We start from the raw sequence: 15,257 nt of genomic DNA, 5'->3' as shown, positions 1-15,257 counted from the left end.
CCTCCATCTCAAAAAATAAACCCAATGGATTGGGCGTTTTTTAGCCTCTTCCATGTGGGTCACGCGGGTCTATTATATTAAAGCCCAAGGCAGTTTAGAGAAAATTCCTTGAAATTAGATTGAGCCTTGTTGTGTCTTCACTTTTGGCTCTGCACTTCTGATTAGCAAAGGGAGTAAGCAACGGCTCCCTTTTTTAGCTGGCTTCAACTTTTCTTACAATTGCAGTTATTTCAATGGGAAACTATCCTCTACACGTACACCGGTGTAGTTAAGATCAGGGTGTGCTTGGCTTAATCTATCACCTACGGCATTGATAGCATCACCACTGTACCATTGCAGTGATTAGCAATACCTGAAGCAGGCTTGGGTTGGAATTAGCACTATCTGCCACACCCTTTTTAGATAGTGGGGGAAGGTAGCCGAGTGTGCTAAAGAACAAGTCATTAGGGCTAATTCCAGTGGCTGCCAAAGAGGATAAGTGTTGGGGTTGCCTCCAATAACCAGGTGAACACCACTGTGTTACTGGAGGTTGTTCATCGTCTTAGATAACTTTGAATCACTTTTGCAAAATGGTAACAGTTTAGGTACTTACCGGACAGGGTATGAAGCTTATGGACAATTGCTCAGACAAGTTGAAGAAGAGTCGCATCAGAGTTGTTTGTTATTCTCAAGCCGAGAAAAACCTAAGGTTTTGCTACTAAAAAAGACAAATACTTATCAATTCGCTCGCTATACCTCAAAGGTTTACAGCCAGCAGAAGTTCGTCAACTTTTAGATAAGAAGGGCGTATACGCTTACTTTAAAGATATTTGGAATCAGCTGATTCAGCAATATGAAGGTAATTCCCTAATTTTGAGAGCGCGATCAAGACAATTCAGAATTTATTTGGAGGAGATATTCCTGAGTTTTTAGCTTGCAAGAGTGTGATTTTTGGGGATGCTTGGAACCTTGTCACATTAGTACAAACTTTTACATAACTCTGCACTAACTCATACAGAAAAATCTTCATCTTAAAGCACTTTTGCAATACGGTTGACGAAGACAGTGATACAATAATTCAAAGTTAGGTAACACAGCTTACGTTTTGCAGTTTCAGCAAGTCTGCTACCAGCAACACCTCTGAATAAATAGTAAGAGTCAGGTATTAAGTTATTAATAGTGCTTTTGTACACATATAAATGGAAGTCAGTTGTGACAGCAAAGAACACATGGCGTTTTCCAGGCTAGAGCATTATTCAGTGCTTTTTTGAATATCATAGGTACAAGTAATTTATGTTAAAGTTTTTTGGAGTAGTATTAGGAGCCGCTTTTGTACTGCCTTTCCATCCATTAGTAAAAGCAGATGACACCCAATATCCAATACCATTTCAAAATTATCTCAGCCAACTAGCCAGAGAGTCTGATTGGATTCGAGAAGGATCAGGAAACAAGCATTATCATTTTATCTCCTCTGCTCCTACCGGCAGACTCATAGCTCTATCCAATACAACCTGTAGAGACTTTAGACTAGGGAGAACCTATCAAATCATTAAAGCAGGTGTGATAGCTAGTAGTAATTCAATGTTTCCTGCAGATGTAATCGCTAAATTAGGTACAGAAGGCGTTGGGCGATTTGCTGATGTGGCAATTAAATCTGCTGTTAATAACAATTGCTCTCAATTTAGTAGCAGCTTACCTCAGTTGAATTATGTTTTACCACAAGAGTAAAGTGAAACAACTTTATACAGGGTAAAATTATTAAATCATAATGCAATGTGCAACTAAGTTTTCGCTAGGAAAGTCCTACCAGATAAAGCTAGAAATACAATATTTCTAAGTTTGGTGGGACTGCTGTTTTCTATCAGTAAGTTGATCGTTGCTGTTTTTTGCTGCGTAGACAATGTGCTAGCACAAATCAATTAAGGACAACCGCTTTGAGTCAAGTGAGGTATCTCACTGATCTTATTCTGACTCTAGGCTATTAGCAGATGAACACAATTTCACCTGATCTCAGATTGAGCAGTTTTCATGTTTAGATGTGTTTGCAAATCCAACTATTCATAATATTTAGCAGCACCAATACACAGATATTGAGAATTGCAATTGCTATTTTTAAGTAAGGTTGGAGCTGGGCGATCGCTGCAATATTGTTGATTTCTTAAAGATACATATAAAGCACTTTTGTTATTTTCAGATTAATGTATACAATTTGACACACGAAAATTACGTATATTTTTTGATATGACTTTTTCATGTATAGACTAACGAGTTTCTAATATTTTATAGAACTTGTGAGATTTCTTTGCATAAGCGTTTGGTTGACAAAAACACAGTTTTGTTAATGACATTCTGGTGCGAGTTTATCTTTAGGCAGTGGAATTAGATCGTCATTGTACTAACACCATCTAAAAACCATTAATTAAGACAGGTTGTAGGAGAAGCTTCCTATTGTTTTGTACATATGTAGACTCTTTACGCGAGTTTCATCAATATTCTGTGTAGCAAAGAGTCTTAATCATCAAATTCTACCAAACTTAGACATAACTTTTACATATCTTTGGCATCACTGTGATACCAGATCCGTCATCGTAGATAAAGCAGGATTAACAAAATTTCATAAGCAAATCTACTTGTGAAATTCGCAGGCTGTGAAGTCTGTTGAGAAAACACTAAGAGGAATAATGAAAATAACAAGGCGAGAAGCACTAAAATTAGGAACGCTTGCGGGAGGATCTTTGCTGCTTCCAGCAGGTTGGGAACGCATAGGCTATGCTCAAACTGCTCCAAATAAATTTACTCTATCCTTTCGTAAACCGCCTGTGCTTCAACCGGTACGAAGTGATGCGCAGACTGACTATTACCAAATTACTATGCGTAAGGTTCAGGTTGAAATATTGCCTGGTAAATCAACCGAGATTTGGAGCTATAACGGAATTACACCTGGACCAACAATTATTCAACGCGCAGGGAGACAATCTGTTGTTCGCTTTATCAACAATAGCTTAGGCAGACCAACTTCTACGCATTTACACGGCATGGCGTCTTTGCCACAATACGACGGCTATGCTGAAGATCTTATCCTTCCAGGATATTACAAAGATTACTATTATCCCAATAACCGTGCTGCTACAATCTGGTATCACGATCACGCTATTCATGCTACAGCCCGCAACGTTTATATGGGGCTAGCGGGAATGTATATTGTACAAGATCAAACTGAACTTGATTTACCCCTACCCAAAGGGGAGTACGATGTGCCATTAATTATCCAGGATAAGCAATTTGCCACAAATGGCAAATTAATTTTTGATGACCAAGGGGAAAAAAGCCAGTTTGGTGACGTTATTGTAGTCAATGGCATACCTTGGCCACGGATGGAAGTAGCAAGATGCAAGTATCGCTTCCGTGCCTTGAATGGCTCTATTTCTCGCTCTTATCAGCTCTCACTCAGCACAGGCGACCCTTTAATCGTCATCGGTACAGATGCGGGACTCAAGCCAGCACCTGTAGCAGTACAAAGTTTCCGTTTTGGTATGGCAGAACGATACGAGTTTGTTATCGACTTTTCTAAGTATCCTATCGGTACACAGATCGTCTTGAAAAACACAAGCCCGAAAAATAATGAAGATTATTCTGGTAGAACAAATGAGATCATGCGTTTTGACGTCGTACGAGATGCGACTGATGACAGTTCAATACCAAGTCAGTTACGTACTTTTACTCCCTTGCTAGCTTCTCAAGCTGTCCGCACCAGAGAATTTAGATATGAACGGACTAATGGTTTGTGGGTGACTAATGGTAAAATCTGGGATGCTAATCGAGTTGATGCTGCTCCCCAGTTTGGAGATGTCGAAATTTGGCGTTTGTATAACAATTCAGGTGGTTGGTTCCATCCTATACATCTGCACCTAATCGACTGTCAGATTCTTGACCGTAATGGGAAAGCGCCATTTTCATATGAAGTTGGTTGGAAAGATGTTTTCTATGTTGGGGAAAATGAATCAGTTAGGGTAATTGGTAAATTTGGTCCCAATACAGGCAAATACATGCAACACTGCCATAACACAGTTCATGAAGATCATGACATGATGAATCAGTTTGAAGTGTTGCAAAATTCACTGGCTTCACAAAGTGGGAATATCGGTCAAGATCCTATTGCTGCAGCACGACCAAAACAACTTCCTGCACCTCCTTTGTAGCAACTGTTGCTCAAAGATAAGTTTTTTACAATGTTGAAAGCTGACTGAATAAATTGTCAGACGTCGGCAGTAGAGCAAGCAAACACCAATGCTTCATTGCATAGGATTGCTTACTGTCCTGTATCAATAATGAGATTTGTAATCTTTAGTGATGAACTAATACGTATGCGATCGCAATTATAAAATTACACCTTTGTATATTGAGTAATGGGTGATGAAAGAAATAACCACAAAGCTAATGGCTAATACTTATCAGCTTTGATTTACTTTCATTTTTACCCATTTACTTAACTATGACATTCACGTATCAATAATTGTTCCTAACTTAGAAAACTTCAATTTACAAATTACAAGTATGTACTTCTTTTCTAAAGCAATAATTGCCTTGGCAGTCATTCTATTTGTAGGTATAGATATTATTACTGCTAATTTTGCAGTGGCGTCACCTGACCATCAATATCATTCACCACCCATGATTCCTACAGAAGTAAGAACATTAACCTCCAAAGAAATTAGCGCTGAACACTTTGTAAATCAAGGATTAGAAAAAGTACACCAACAAAATTATCAAGAAGCTACTCAAGCTTTTACGCAAGCATTACAATTGAATTCCAATCATGACATGGCATATCTTTATCGAGGTGATGCGCGTCATCAAATAGGAGATTATCAAGGAGCAATTAAAGACTATACTCTAGCTTTGCAGGGCAATCCAAATTTTGCTCATATCTACAATAGTCGAGGAGACGCACGAGTTGCTTTAGGCGATCGTCAAGGAGCGATCGCCGATTATACGCAAGCCATCAAACTTTATCCTGAAGATGCTTTCGGTTACAGCGATCGAGGTGGTGTTTATTTACAGCTAGGTAACACGCAAAAAGCAATGGAGGATTTGAACAAAGCAATTCAAATCAACCCTGGTCGTGCTGAAGCATATTTTAATCGTGCCCAGGTTTATGTTAAGCTCAAAAGCCGTCAAGCTGCAATAAAAGATTATCAAACGGCAATTCAAATTTATACTGAACAGGGCAATATTTTAGGCTGTCTTAAGGTAGTAAGTATGATGAGGCAGTACTGAAGAATAAGTAAGTTGAGTTAACTTAATGCGAATAGTAAATCTAACTGTTAATCTATTTGATATGTAATACTCGAGTTAGCAGTTAGTGCAGTTCTTATATTAGTCTTTATTCATATATATACTGAATTTTTCCTCATATTAATTCACGAGCAAAAAATATTTCATTCTCCGTAGAGTTCGCGATTAAACTTATTTATTCTTACGGGATTGTAAACGTTGTTTGTGGAGCGTGATGGAATAACTGCAGTATTTCTTAGTTTTGGCTCACACAGATTATTCAGATTTAAAATTCCCCCACTTGCTGTACGCATATAACACAAAGGAGTATCGAACTCAAAAACATCTATTTGCTTTTTGATTATGAATGAAGGTTTTTTTTGCTCTATGGGAAGAGCAAAAACAGCTTTTGGAAATGAAGTAAGTATTAATAATAATGTGAATACAATTTGCAGGTATTTCACTGATATAAGCTAGTAATTATATTATATACTTTATAAGTATACTACTTTTACCATTAAAATTGGTGGAGTGTAAAATATATCAGAGTCGTCAATAGTACAAAATAATCTAAGTGTTAAATAGCTAGATTTCTTTAAAATATGCCATTAAAATTAAACTTTATCAAACTAACTAATGTTGGATAGTGAGTGCTCTACAATAAACTGATATATTTATTTTACCTGATCTAACTACTTTGAAAAGTAAAGATATAATCTCTTGACAGCAAATTTTGAGCTTATGCTAGTTTAGACTAAAAGACATTAAAGCTCTAAAATAGTCAAACTTAGTTGTTTCAATGAATTTCCTATTACACTTTTGGTACAAAACGTTTTGCTCTTGGCAGCGTCTTGTCGTGCTTTGTCTGGTACTTATATGTTGCCAATTTATGCTAGATGTTCCATCAGCTTTTGCTGGTAGCAACGACGATCATTTTGAGGGCAACGTGTTTGTTTTATATGGTGGGAATGCTTCTTTGGTACCACCTAAGGTCAAGCTAGAAGACTCATTGAAACGCGATAGACCTACCTTACTCATCTTTTATGTAGACGACAGTAGTGATTGTAAACAGTATGCCACAGTCGTTACACGCTTACAAGCATTCTATGGTCGCGTTGTGGATTTTATTCCTGTGAGCGTGGACACCATTTTACCCAAAGAGAGCTACGCAACAACAGAAGCAGGGTATTACTATACAGGTAGTGTTCCGCAACTTGTTGTGTTTAACCAATTGGGTGAGGTTGTCTTAAATGAAACAGGACAAGTACCTTTTGAGAAAGTTGATGACGTTTTTCGCAAACTATTCGATTTATTGCCGCGTTCCGAGTCGGTAGAGTTGAAACGACGATCAATCAACGAATTTAGTTCTGAACTAGCTGAGTAACTATCGAGACAGAACTAATCTGGCGCTCAGCTTTTAAGATGCAACTAGACACGTATCCACTCGCTAGGGAAAATGGCATACTCTACCGCAGAGCTGATACAAATTTTAGCAAACGAGCGCCAGGCTTGCTTAAAGGGGGAGCGTCTCAAAATTGCAGCTACGGCTTCTGGTAATCCGATTGTAGATAGATTTATCAAAAGTGATGGCGTACAAAAGTTTGATGCTTATCAAGATTTTAAAGCAGCTGTTCATTGCTATCAGAAAGAATATAGTGTATCAGGAATTGTTTGGCGACAGCTAACACTCAAGGGGCAAAGTATTTCCTATCCTGAGGTAGACTCACAGTTAATTGCTCTACCTAAAGATTTAGAAATATTAAAATTTGCAAAAGAGAGTATTGTCAGTTTCTGGCATGGAGTCACTGTTGGAATGGATCTTTACAGAAGTGTCAATCATGGTAAAGATTATCGGCTAACTACATTGGAACAGGTAAATAAAATTGCTCAGCGCATGGAATGGGCTAATTTGTGCAAGTGGGAGAAAGCAAACTTTCTTGAAATCCTGCTGCAACTAGGTTGGGGACAGCCAGAATCTGCTGCTTACAATCGGGAACTACCCATTGCAGGAAGTGAGTATATTCATGCAGTCAACCCTGGGAAACACCCAATTTGTTAATTGAAATATTGATGTCATGCCTGCAACTGACACAGTAGCAAGGCAAACCATTGTTGAGAGTCTGTCCAAACCTTAACCGTCGTCAAACCTTGCTGTGCCAGTATTTGTTGTAGAGTGTTGAGATTAAATTTACGAGAGATTTCAGTCAGGATCGTTTCTTCTGGGGCAAATTGGACAGTTGTATCCAGGGCGCTTAGGAAAACAGTTTGCGATCGCAGACTGCGCAGGTGCATCTCAATTTGATGCTGACTTTCGTTATAAAATGCCCAATGTTTAAATTGCTGTAAGTCAAAATCACCATCAAAGCGCTCATTTAAGTGTTCCAGCATATTCAAATTAAAGGCAGCGGTGACTCCTTGGCTATCATTATATGCTGCCTCAAGTAGATCCTTTGGCTTTTGTAAATCTACTCCCAATAAGAAATACTCTTTAGGAAGCAATGCACAAGTAATTTGCGAGAGAAACAATTCGCATTCCTGTGGAGAAAGGTTTCCGAGTGTGCTACCAATAAAACAAATCATCCGACTTGGTAGTTCAGCAGCCATGAGTTTTTCGAGTGCTAGTTCGTAGGTGCTAACTAATGCATGAACTTGCAATGATGGATAATCAGTTAATAATTGTTGGGCACTGCTTTTTAAAATGCCAGCACTGACATCAACTGGTAAGTAGTATAGAGGATAGCCCAGTTGATTGTAGGCGTCTAAGAGAATACGAGTTTTCGTCGAACTACCACTTCCAAGTTCTATCAGTTCACAAGCGCCGGTAATGCGAGCAATTTCGATGGCACATTCTTGTAATATAGCTGTTTCAGTACGAGTCAGATAATATTCTGATAAATCACAAATTTGCTCGAATAATTGAGAACCTCGGTCATCATAAAAGTATCGCGCAGGGAGGGATTTTGGTTTTTTGGTTAATCCTTGAATAACGTCATTACCATCGCTTGTGTTTGTTGGTGCAGTGGAGTTGATGAGATACTCGATCTGCAAGCGTTCGGCTGTAGATTGAAGAGATAGGTTGCTTGCAGCTTTGGATATAGACATTAAACCTCCGTTTGCCAAGGCGGGATAGACTGCATAGGCACAAAAAAAGCAGCATTGTCAGTTTACTGCTGGGTGCGATTGCGATCGCCGAAGAACTAATAAGTCACCCTCAGAGAGTAAATCATAAAGCCATTACATATAAAATCACGCCTGAGCTAGATATTTCAAGCTTACAAGGTCTAAACGTTAAATATTCCTCAATATACATTGACAAATGCCTAAATAAATTCTTGATATTGCCATTAGCATAAAATACAAATGCAACGCAGCAGAAACTTGATAATTAGGTCAAAGAGATTTTAAATTTTGAATTTTCTTAACTTGTAACTCTTGCTATCACCCATCATCAGCCAGAACTACGACTTACTTTGCACAACGAAAACCTGCAAAAATTTGCCGAATATAAGGATGATACCAGTTACGAAAGCTACAGCGTAGTGCCCAAGGACGAGTTGCCCAGCTACCACCGCGCAAGACATAATGTTGCTCATCAAAATAAACTTGAGAGTAACCAATATACGGGTAATGAGTAAAACCTGAATAGCCTTGAAATAGTGATGCTGTCCACTCCCAAACATTCCCTAGCATATCGTAACAACCATAGGTACTTTGCCCATTTGGGTAGCTATTTACAGACGTTGTTTGAGCGATTGCACAATCATGATTGCATTTATGAGGATCAAGCGCTGTATTTCCCCAAGGATAAGTGTAACGGCACTCATGCGTGGCATCCCAGCTTGCTGCTTTTTCCCATTCAGCTTCTGTCGGTAATCGCTTACCAACAAATTGAGCATAGGCTTGTGCTTCATACCAACTCACGCCAGATACTGGATGATCTGCAATTGCATTATGCCAGTAAAGTGGTTGTGTCACTTGCGCTTGTTGTTGCCATTGCCAACCTGCATCTGACCACCATTCAGGATTTTGGTAGCCTCCAGCATTGATAAATTCTTGATACTGTCCACAAGTTGTAGGATAACGATCAATCGAGTAAGCATCTAGATACACTTTATGCACTAAGCGTTCATTATCCAACGCCTCAATCGAATCATCTCCCATTTCAAAATAACCCGCAGGAATCTCAATCATCTCGGAGAGATGTTGCGTACTGGGTGAACATTGAACTGCGGCTGAATCTTGAACTTTTAGCAACTCCAACACAAAAGCAATTGTTTCACTATGCTGACTTTCATGCTGAATCAACCAACGCCAAAGACGTTCTTGCTGGTTAAGATTAGCTATCTCTAGATAGTCTAAAACTCGCGTACGAATTGTATCAAGATAAACTTGAATTTCTGCTAGTGTAGGTAATTTTTGGCGCTCTGCTTTAGGTATGCCATCAGCAATAAATAAATGACCAAACTCAGAAAACTGGCGCGGCTTTTTGGCACTGTGTTCGAGTAGCCATAAAGCTTCTGTGTATGCAATATGACCTAAATGCCAACCAACTGGACTAAATTCAGGGTGTGCTTGACGGCAGCATGTATCATAATCAATTCCTTTAAATAACGCCAGTGTTCTTTGACGGCATTGTTGCATTGCTTGCTTTAGCTGTCGCTTTTGGTCAGTGCTGTTGAGATGAGCTAATGTATGAGACATTGAAAAAATATACAGTAAAATACTACGCGCTTACCAGAATCTGATGGCACTAGAGTTGAGTGATTTGAACATTCAAGTCTTGTCCTACGCTGAGAATACTTTGTTCTGCAACAGGATGCCAGTCACCAGCAAATAGTGGTTCTGAAGCAATGACGATCGATTCTGGATATGTTGGATCGTCGCGCAGCCAATAGAGTGAGGGTGTTTGAGTATTAGTAGCAAACCGCGAAGCCACAAGCTGCTGTCCATCAGTGATGATCATGTTGGCAGATGCCGTAATATCGTATGACTTTACCAACTGCTCTAATGCGAGTAAAGCATTATGCAGTGCTTTAGTTATTGTAGCTGTAGGGTTATTATGTAGTTCTTCAATAATCAAAGCGAAAAAGTGTTCGGAGTCTGTACTGCCTTTAATTGATTTATAAGCATTATCACTTAGGCGATCGCGTAATGGTCTTGCTAATGTTTCTCTAAAATTTTCAATCCGACCATTATGAACGCACAATAATTGTTGATAGTCAAAAGGTTGGCAGTTACTTAAATCTACAGCTTGTCCAGATGTCGCGCTACGCACCGCACCTAATATACATCTTGATTCTACATAGCGTCCTAAACTCGAAAGATTGGTGTCGTTCCAGATTGGTAATATGTTTTTGTAAGTAAAAGGCGGAGCATCTTTTTGAGCATGATACCAACCAATCCCAAATCCGTCAGCGTTCAGTAGCCCAGAGTTCATTTCACGCGGCTGATAGCTTTGTACAACCAATGAGTGTTCTGGTTTAGTCAATATCTGATCTAGTAAAATCGGCGAACCTAAATAAGCAAGCAAACGGCACATGAGCGATCGCGTTGTAACAATACTTTACTATTGTACGGAAGCGATCGCAATATGGATGTGATATTTATCGAAAATAGGAAGCCAGCCACGAACGACTAGCTCTTAATGCTTTACTTAGCTCCCATTTCTACTACAGCACTGCGCATAAAGTCAATGCGTTGTTCAAAATCGAGTTGCTTAATCGTGTCTACAAAATCTTGGGTTTCAGTAGGTAACTCATAATCGGATGGTACTTGAATTACTGTACCCTTATCCATCCCTTGAGCTAACCGCAACCATACATCAAGCTTACCACTCGAACTTAAAGAGCTATAAGCGCGGCTGATGTCATTATTTGCCCGATTGGCAATATCGCGCTGTGCTTGTAGTTGTTCTTCTTTTGGCAAAGACTGAATTTGATTAAACAATGCTTCTGCAGTATCTTGAGCAGAAGTTTCATTCGCTGGTTGAAGTTGGTCTTTAATATCTTTATAACCAAACCACAACAAACCTAGTTGCGTATCTGCATCAAATTGTTGAAATGTTTCGACAGATTTTTTTGTCGTATCATCAGTAGCGTAAGTCATTATACCCTCAGATCTAAACAACCTTATTTTTTTGATTCGTAAAGCAGGCTTTGTACTAGCCTCTAGAACCCGATTTAATAAATAAAAAAATATAAATTAACCCTTCTATAGATAGATATCAATCTCACTACTTATGGCAGAGGTAAGCATTATTAAAGTCATCTAACGCTTGATAATCTTAAAACTTGACTGACCGAGATACATATTAAAGTAATGATATTTGAAACCAAGCAAATAACATTTATATTGCATAACTATTGGCAATTCATTCAAAAAAGTTTTAGTGTTTTAGAGACATTAAGTAATAAATATAAAAAACCATTTAGTAGGTAAATTTAGCAATCTACTCACTACTCATTTTGAATTAGTGGATATACTTTTTATTATTTTGTAGAAAACCTGATCTTTCCTGCCGTGTGTCTGTTACGGTAAATTAAGTAGGCTTGTTTTTCTCAAATGACTGATACGCCCCAACTGACTGTATTTGCAATTACCGTCGTCGGTATTGGTTTAACAATATTGGCTTTTTTCATCCGTGAGGGAGTCATCACCTCTAGTATTTATAAAAAAGGAGTCGAACTCTATCAAAACAAAAGTTATAGCGAAGCGGAAGTTGCTTTTCGCCAAGTCATTGCGCGTCACCCCAGTAATGACTTGGCACGGTTATTACTAGGAGATACTTTACTACAACAAGAGCGAGTAGAAGAGGCGATCGCAACTTGGCAAGAATTAACAATCCGCGCACCGAAAAATGTTGACGCTCATTTACGCTTAGGAATGGCATTGCTCAAACACAATCAGTTAGAAGCGATCGCCCCTCTCGAAACTGCCAAGAACTTATTTCAATCTCAACGCAATCCACAAAAAGCTGAAATTGTTGCCCAACTTCTCCGAGAAATTAATCAGCAGCAAAGTTTAACCTAATCGTTAATAATAAATCATGACTATTAACGGCAAAGTTTATCTTGTAGGCGCAGGGTTAGGCAATTTAGCCTATCTTACGGTGAGAGCGCTACAAATACTAGGGCAAGCTGAAGTTTTGATTTATGATGCACTCGTTGATGAGCAACTATTACAGTTAGTACCGCAAAGCTGTTTGAAACTTGATGTCGGAAAGCGCGGAGGAAAACCCAGTACACCGCAAGCAGAAATTAACAAGCTACTAGTAGCATATTACCAATTAGGAAAACAAGTAGTTCGCTTAAAATCTGGCGATCCATTCATTTTTGGGCGTTCTGCGGCAGAAATTGATGCTTTACTTGCTATTAATTGTCCGTTTGAAGTTGTGCCAGGAATTTCCTCAGCTTTAGCCGCACCCTTACTCGCAGGAATACCTTTAACAGATCCCGTATTAAGTCGCTGTTTTGCAGTTTTTACCGCCCACGAACCAAAAAAACTTGATTGGGAAGCGCTAGCACGGTTAGAAACACTCGTGATTTTAATGGGAGGAAAACACTTATCAGCAATTGTACAGCAGTTGTTACACTACGGGCGATCGCCACACACTCCAGTAGCAGTCATTAAGTGGGCTGGAACTCAGAAACAACAAATCTGGGTGAGTGATTTAGCAAACATTCAAACAGTAACAGCAGGTGTTTCGCTTTCACCAGTCGTTATCATTATTGGTAAAGTTGTCACGCTGACAGAACGGTTAAATGCAAAGATAGAGATTGAATTTTCTCCTCTTGATATGCTACCTAACCAACCTCTGCACGGTAAAACAATTCTGATCACGCGATCGGCTGGGCAACTGAGTGAATTTGGCGATCGCCTCGTGACAGCAGGTGCTAATGTTCTTGAAATGCCTGCATTAGAAATTGGTCCACCTACAAGTTGGGAAGACTTAGATCGGGCGATCGCACATCTGGGTGATTTCGATTGGTTAATTCTCACTTCCACCAACGGTGTAGATTACTTTTTTACAAGATTGGCAACACAAGGTAAAGATGCGCGGGCTTTAGCTGGAGTCAAAATTGCTGTAGTAGGTGAAAAAACTGCCCATAGCCTTGAAGAACACGGTTTACAGCCAGATTTTATTCCACCTAACTTTATTGCCGATGCTTTAATAGAACACTTTCCCGAAGCTTTACTAGCAAAAAAAGTGCTGTTTCCCAGAGTAGAAACGGGAGGAAGAGAAGTCTTAGTCAAAGAGTTTACGGCTAAAGGTGCAGAAGTTGTTGAAGTTGCTGCGTATGAGTCGCGTTGTCCGCAAACCATTTCTCCAGATGCTTTAACAGCTTTACAACAGCAAGTAGTCGATGTCATTACATTTGCGAGTTCCAAAACTGTCAAAAATTTTTGTCAACTTTTAGCAAGTCATGGTGGCGCTAATTTAGACTCTGTTCGTATTGCATCAATTGGTCCTCTTACTTCTAAAGCCTGTCAACAACAATTTGGACGAGTCGATATTGAAGCTGAAGAATATACTTTAGAGGGACTTACACAAGCAATTGTGCAGTGGGCACAGCACAAATGATAAGTCAAAGACGCATTATTGGTTTAACAGGTGGAATTGCCACAGGAAAATCGACCGTTGCACATTATCTAGCAACTCACCATCACCTCCCAATCTTCGATGCAGATGTTTATGCTAGAGACGCTGTTGAAACGGGTTCTCCAGTATATCAAGCGATCGCACAGCGTTATGGCGCAGATCTTTTCCGAGAAGATGGTACGCTGAACAGAAAAAAGCTAGGAGAAATTATTTTTAACAATGTAGAGGAACGAACTTGGTTAGAACAACAAATTCATCCTTATGTGCGCGATCGCTTCGTTGAGGCAATTCAAAAACCGTATCCAACAATCGTCTGCGTTATTCCGTTATTATTTGAAGCAGGCATAACCAATTTAGTCACAGAAATTTGGGTTGTGATTTGTTCCCCACAACAACAACTTGCAAGATTGATGCAACGCAATCAACTAACACGCGAACAAGCCCTAGCCCGTATCAACAGTCAAATGTCGCTAGCAGAAAAAGCATCCCGCGCAGATATTGTTTTAGATAACTCTTCTACATTAGAGGCATTACTGCAACAAGTCGATACAGCTTTGTCATCAAAAATAGATCTCCCATTATAGACGCCCTCTAACTGAAGTCAGGGCTACATGAACTAGTAACTAATTCATTCACCAAGCTTGATGGTTTACAAAAGATCTGGATCTTCACCCAACTCACGTAATTTTGCTGCAAGTCTTTCAGATTTTTGGCGTTCAGTTTCAGCGCGTTGACGTTCAGTTTCAGCGCGTTGACGTTCAGCTTCTTCAGGTAACAACACAAGTCCAGATGAGTCATAAAACCGCAGCCATGTAGTGTTATCATCTTCAACTATTCCAGTCCACGTACCTAACCATAAACCTAAAGTGTGACTCCACAGTAAGTTTTGCTCATTAGCTGCAATAGGTTGATAGCCTTGATCAAGATCTAAATGCCATCCTTGTAGTGAGTTAGCGTCAAAAGGATCGAACACAAAATAGTCGCGTGTTCTAAATACCTGTTCATATAAAGTTTTCTTTGCTCCTAAGTCAACTTCCTTGGTACTTGCAGAAAGTAATTCGATAATGACATCAGGGTAACGTCCGCCTTCTTCCCAGACAACCCAGCCAAGACGAGAAGGATTGCTATCGACTCCTAACACAACAAAAAAATCAGGTCCGCGAAAATCGCGATTTTTAGCTTGGCGGCTGCTGTAATAGATAAACATATTGCCACCTGTAAAAAAATCCGTACGTTCAGCCCAGTGATGTTTTAACGAACGGATCAACACATTCATAGCAATTCGATGGCGATTCGTTTCCAAGGGTTCTCCATCGTCGAAAATTAAGTCTGTAGGTGGCATAGGAGGCTGCCAATCTACATTATCCCAAGTTTGGGTTTGTTCAGTTGTCTCGATTGACATTTG

13 protein-coding genes are annotated in these 15,257 nt (G+C 39.4%); 8 read left to right on the top strand and 5 right to left on the bottom strand.

The window, feature by feature from the left end:
- The first annotated feature begins 1,272 nt into the window (after nucleotides 1–1,272).
- The 5 genes from CSQ79_RS18815 (at nucleotide 1,273) to CSQ79_RS18795 (ending at nucleotide 7,312) form a co-directional block, all read left to right on the top strand.
- The gene (locus tag CSQ79_RS18815; RefSeq protein ID WP_099702692.1) at nucleotides 1,273–1,707 is read left to right on the top strand and encodes a hypothetical protein; all 435 of its coding nucleotides are present in this window, start codon (nucleotides 1,273–1,275) and stop codon (nucleotides 1,705–1,707) included.
- Between the two features lie 953 nt (nucleotides 1,708–2,660).
- Nucleotides 2,661–4,178, top strand: coding sequence for a multicopper oxidase family protein (locus CSQ79_RS18810; protein WP_099702691.1), 1,518 nt, complete (start codon nucleotides 2,661–2,663; stop codon nucleotides 4,176–4,178).
- A 355-nt stretch (nucleotides 4,179–4,533) separates the two neighbouring features.
- Nucleotides 4,534–5,256 carry a tetratricopeptide repeat protein gene (locus CSQ79_RS18805; protein WP_099702690.1) on the top strand — a complete coding sequence of 241 codons (723 nt, stop codon included), beginning with the start codon at nucleotides 4,534–4,536 and terminating at the stop codon, nucleotides 5,254–5,256.
- Between the two features lie 796 nt (nucleotides 5,257–6,052).
- The gene (locus CSQ79_RS18800; protein WP_099702689.1) at nucleotides 6,053–6,637 is read left to right on the top strand and encodes a thylakoid membrane photosystem I accumulation factor; all 585 of its coding nucleotides are present in this window, start codon (nucleotides 6,053–6,055) and stop codon (nucleotides 6,635–6,637) included.
- A 72-nt stretch (nucleotides 6,638–6,709) separates the two neighbouring features.
- On the top strand, nucleotides 6,710–7,312 hold the full coding sequence (locus tag CSQ79_RS18795) for a hypothetical protein (protein WP_099702688.1): 603 nt from the start codon (nucleotides 6,710–6,712) through the stop codon (nucleotides 7,310–7,312).
- Nucleotides 7,313–7,326: 14 nt separating this feature from the next.
- On the opposite strand, the gene egtD is transcribed toward CSQ79_RS18795, so the two are convergent.
- The 4 genes from egtD to CSQ79_RS18775 form a co-directional block, all read right to left on the bottom strand.
- Nucleotides 7,327–8,355 carry an L-histidine N(alpha)-methyltransferase gene (gene egtD / locus CSQ79_RS18790; protein WP_099702687.1) on the bottom strand — a complete coding sequence of 343 codons (1,029 nt, stop codon included), beginning with the start codon at nucleotides 8,353–8,355 and terminating at the stop codon, nucleotides 7,327–7,329.
- A gap of 363 nt (nucleotides 8,356–8,718) precedes the next feature.
- Nucleotides 8,719–9,954 carry an SUMF1/EgtB/PvdO family nonheme iron enzyme gene (locus tag CSQ79_RS18785; protein WP_099702686.1) on the bottom strand — a complete coding sequence of 412 codons (1,236 nt, stop codon included), beginning with the start codon at nucleotides 9,952–9,954 and terminating at the stop codon, nucleotides 8,719–8,721.
- A 49-nt stretch (nucleotides 9,955–10,003) separates the two neighbouring features.
- The gene (gene egtC, locus CSQ79_RS18780; RefSeq protein WP_099702685.1) at nucleotides 10,004–10,792 is read right to left on the bottom strand and encodes an ergothioneine biosynthesis protein EgtC; all 789 of its coding nucleotides are present in this window, start codon (nucleotides 10,790–10,792) and stop codon (nucleotides 10,004–10,006) included.
- Between the two features lie 110 nt (nucleotides 10,793–10,902).
- Nucleotides 10,903–11,358: an orange carotenoid protein N-terminal domain-containing protein gene (locus CSQ79_RS18775; RefSeq protein ID WP_099702684.1), complete on the bottom strand. Its 456-nt coding sequence runs from the start codon at nucleotides 11,356–11,358 to the stop codon at nucleotides 10,903–10,905.
- Between the two features lie 456 nt (nucleotides 11,359–11,814).
- Between CSQ79_RS18775 and CSQ79_RS18770 the strand changes: the two genes are divergently transcribed.
- The 3 genes from CSQ79_RS18770 to coaE are packed head-to-tail and all read left to right on the top strand — an operon-like array spanning nucleotide 11,815 to nucleotide 14,436.
- On the top strand, nucleotides 11,815–12,282 hold the full coding sequence (locus CSQ79_RS18770) for a tetratricopeptide repeat protein (RefSeq protein WP_099702683.1): 468 nt from the start codon (nucleotides 11,815–11,817) through the stop codon (nucleotides 12,280–12,282).
- A gap of 16 nt (nucleotides 12,283–12,298) precedes the next feature.
- On the top strand, nucleotides 12,299–13,834 hold the full coding sequence (cobA, locus tag CSQ79_RS18765) for a uroporphyrinogen-III C-methyltransferase (RefSeq protein WP_099702682.1): 1,536 nt from the start codon (nucleotides 12,299–12,301) through the stop codon (nucleotides 13,832–13,834).
- Nucleotides 13,831–14,436, top strand: a complete 606-nt coding sequence (gene coaE, locus CSQ79_RS18760; protein ID WP_099702681.1) for a dephospho-CoA kinase — start codon at nucleotides 13,831–13,833, stop codon at nucleotides 14,434–14,436. Before cobA ends, coaE begins: the two co-directional genes overlap by 4 nt.
- A 65-nt stretch (nucleotides 14,437–14,501) precedes the next feature.
- On the opposite strand, the gene CSQ79_RS18755 is transcribed toward coaE, so the two are convergent.
- Nucleotides 14,502–15,254 (bottom strand): Uma2 family endonuclease, encoded by a 753-nt coding sequence (locus tag CSQ79_RS18755; protein ID WP_099702680.1) that lies wholly within the window; start codon nucleotides 15,252–15,254, stop codon nucleotides 14,502–14,504.
- Nucleotides 15,255–15,257: the final 3 nt, after the last annotated feature.

This window comes from Gloeocapsopsis sp. IPPAS B-1203 (assembly GCF_002749975.1).
Lineage (GTDB): Bacteria > Cyanobacteriota > Cyanobacteriia > Cyanobacteriales > Chroococcidiopsidaceae > Gloeocapsopsis.
This window is presented reverse-complemented; position numbering and strand designations above follow the sequence as displayed.

Bases quoted from the DNA above. Each gene is read 5' to 3' on its own strand.
- CSQ79_RS18775 (WP_099702684.1), bottom strand. From the start codon at position 11,358: ATGACTTACGCTACTGATGATACGACAAAAAAATCTGTCGAAACATTT.
- CSQ79_RS18800 (WP_099702689.1), top strand. From the start codon at position 6,053: ATGAATTTCCTATTACACTTTTGGTACAAAACGTTTTGCTCTTGGCAG.
- CSQ79_RS18805 (WP_099702690.1), top strand. From the start codon at position 4,534: ATGTACTTCTTTTCTAAAGCAATAATTGCCTTGGCAGTCATTCTATTT.
- cobA (WP_099702682.1), top strand. From the start codon at position 12,299: ATGACTATTAACGGCAAAGTTTATCTTGTAGGCGCAGGGTTAGGCAAT.
- CSQ79_RS18755 (WP_099702680.1), bottom strand. From the start codon at position 15,254: ATGTCAATCGAGACAACTGAACAAACCCAAACTTGGGATAATGTAGAT.
- egtC (WP_099702685.1), bottom strand. From the start codon at position 10,792: ATGTGCCGTTTGCTTGCTTATTTAGGTTCGCCGATTTTACTAGATCAG.
- CSQ79_RS18770 (WP_099702683.1), top strand. From the start codon at position 11,815: ATGACTGATACGCCCCAACTGACTGTATTTGCAATTACCGTCGTCGGT.
- coaE (WP_099702681.1), top strand. From the start codon at position 13,831: ATGATAAGTCAAAGACGCATTATTGGTTTAACAGGTGGAATTGCCACA.
- CSQ79_RS18785 (WP_099702686.1), bottom strand. From the start codon at position 9,954: ATGTCTCATACATTAGCTCATCTCAACAGCACTGACCAAAAGCGACAG.
- CSQ79_RS18815 (WP_099702692.1), top strand. From the start codon at position 1,273: ATGTTAAAGTTTTTTGGAGTAGTATTAGGAGCCGCTTTTGTACTGCCT.
- CSQ79_RS18795 (WP_099702688.1), top strand. From the start codon at position 6,710: ATGGCATACTCTACCGCAGAGCTGATACAAATTTTAGCAAACGAGCGC.
- CSQ79_RS18810 (WP_099702691.1), top strand. From the start codon at position 2,661: ATGAAAATAACAAGGCGAGAAGCACTAAAATTAGGAACGCTTGCGGGA.
- egtD (WP_099702687.1), bottom strand. From the start codon at position 8,355: ATGTCTATATCCAAAGCTGCAAGCAACCTATCTCTTCAATCTACAGCC.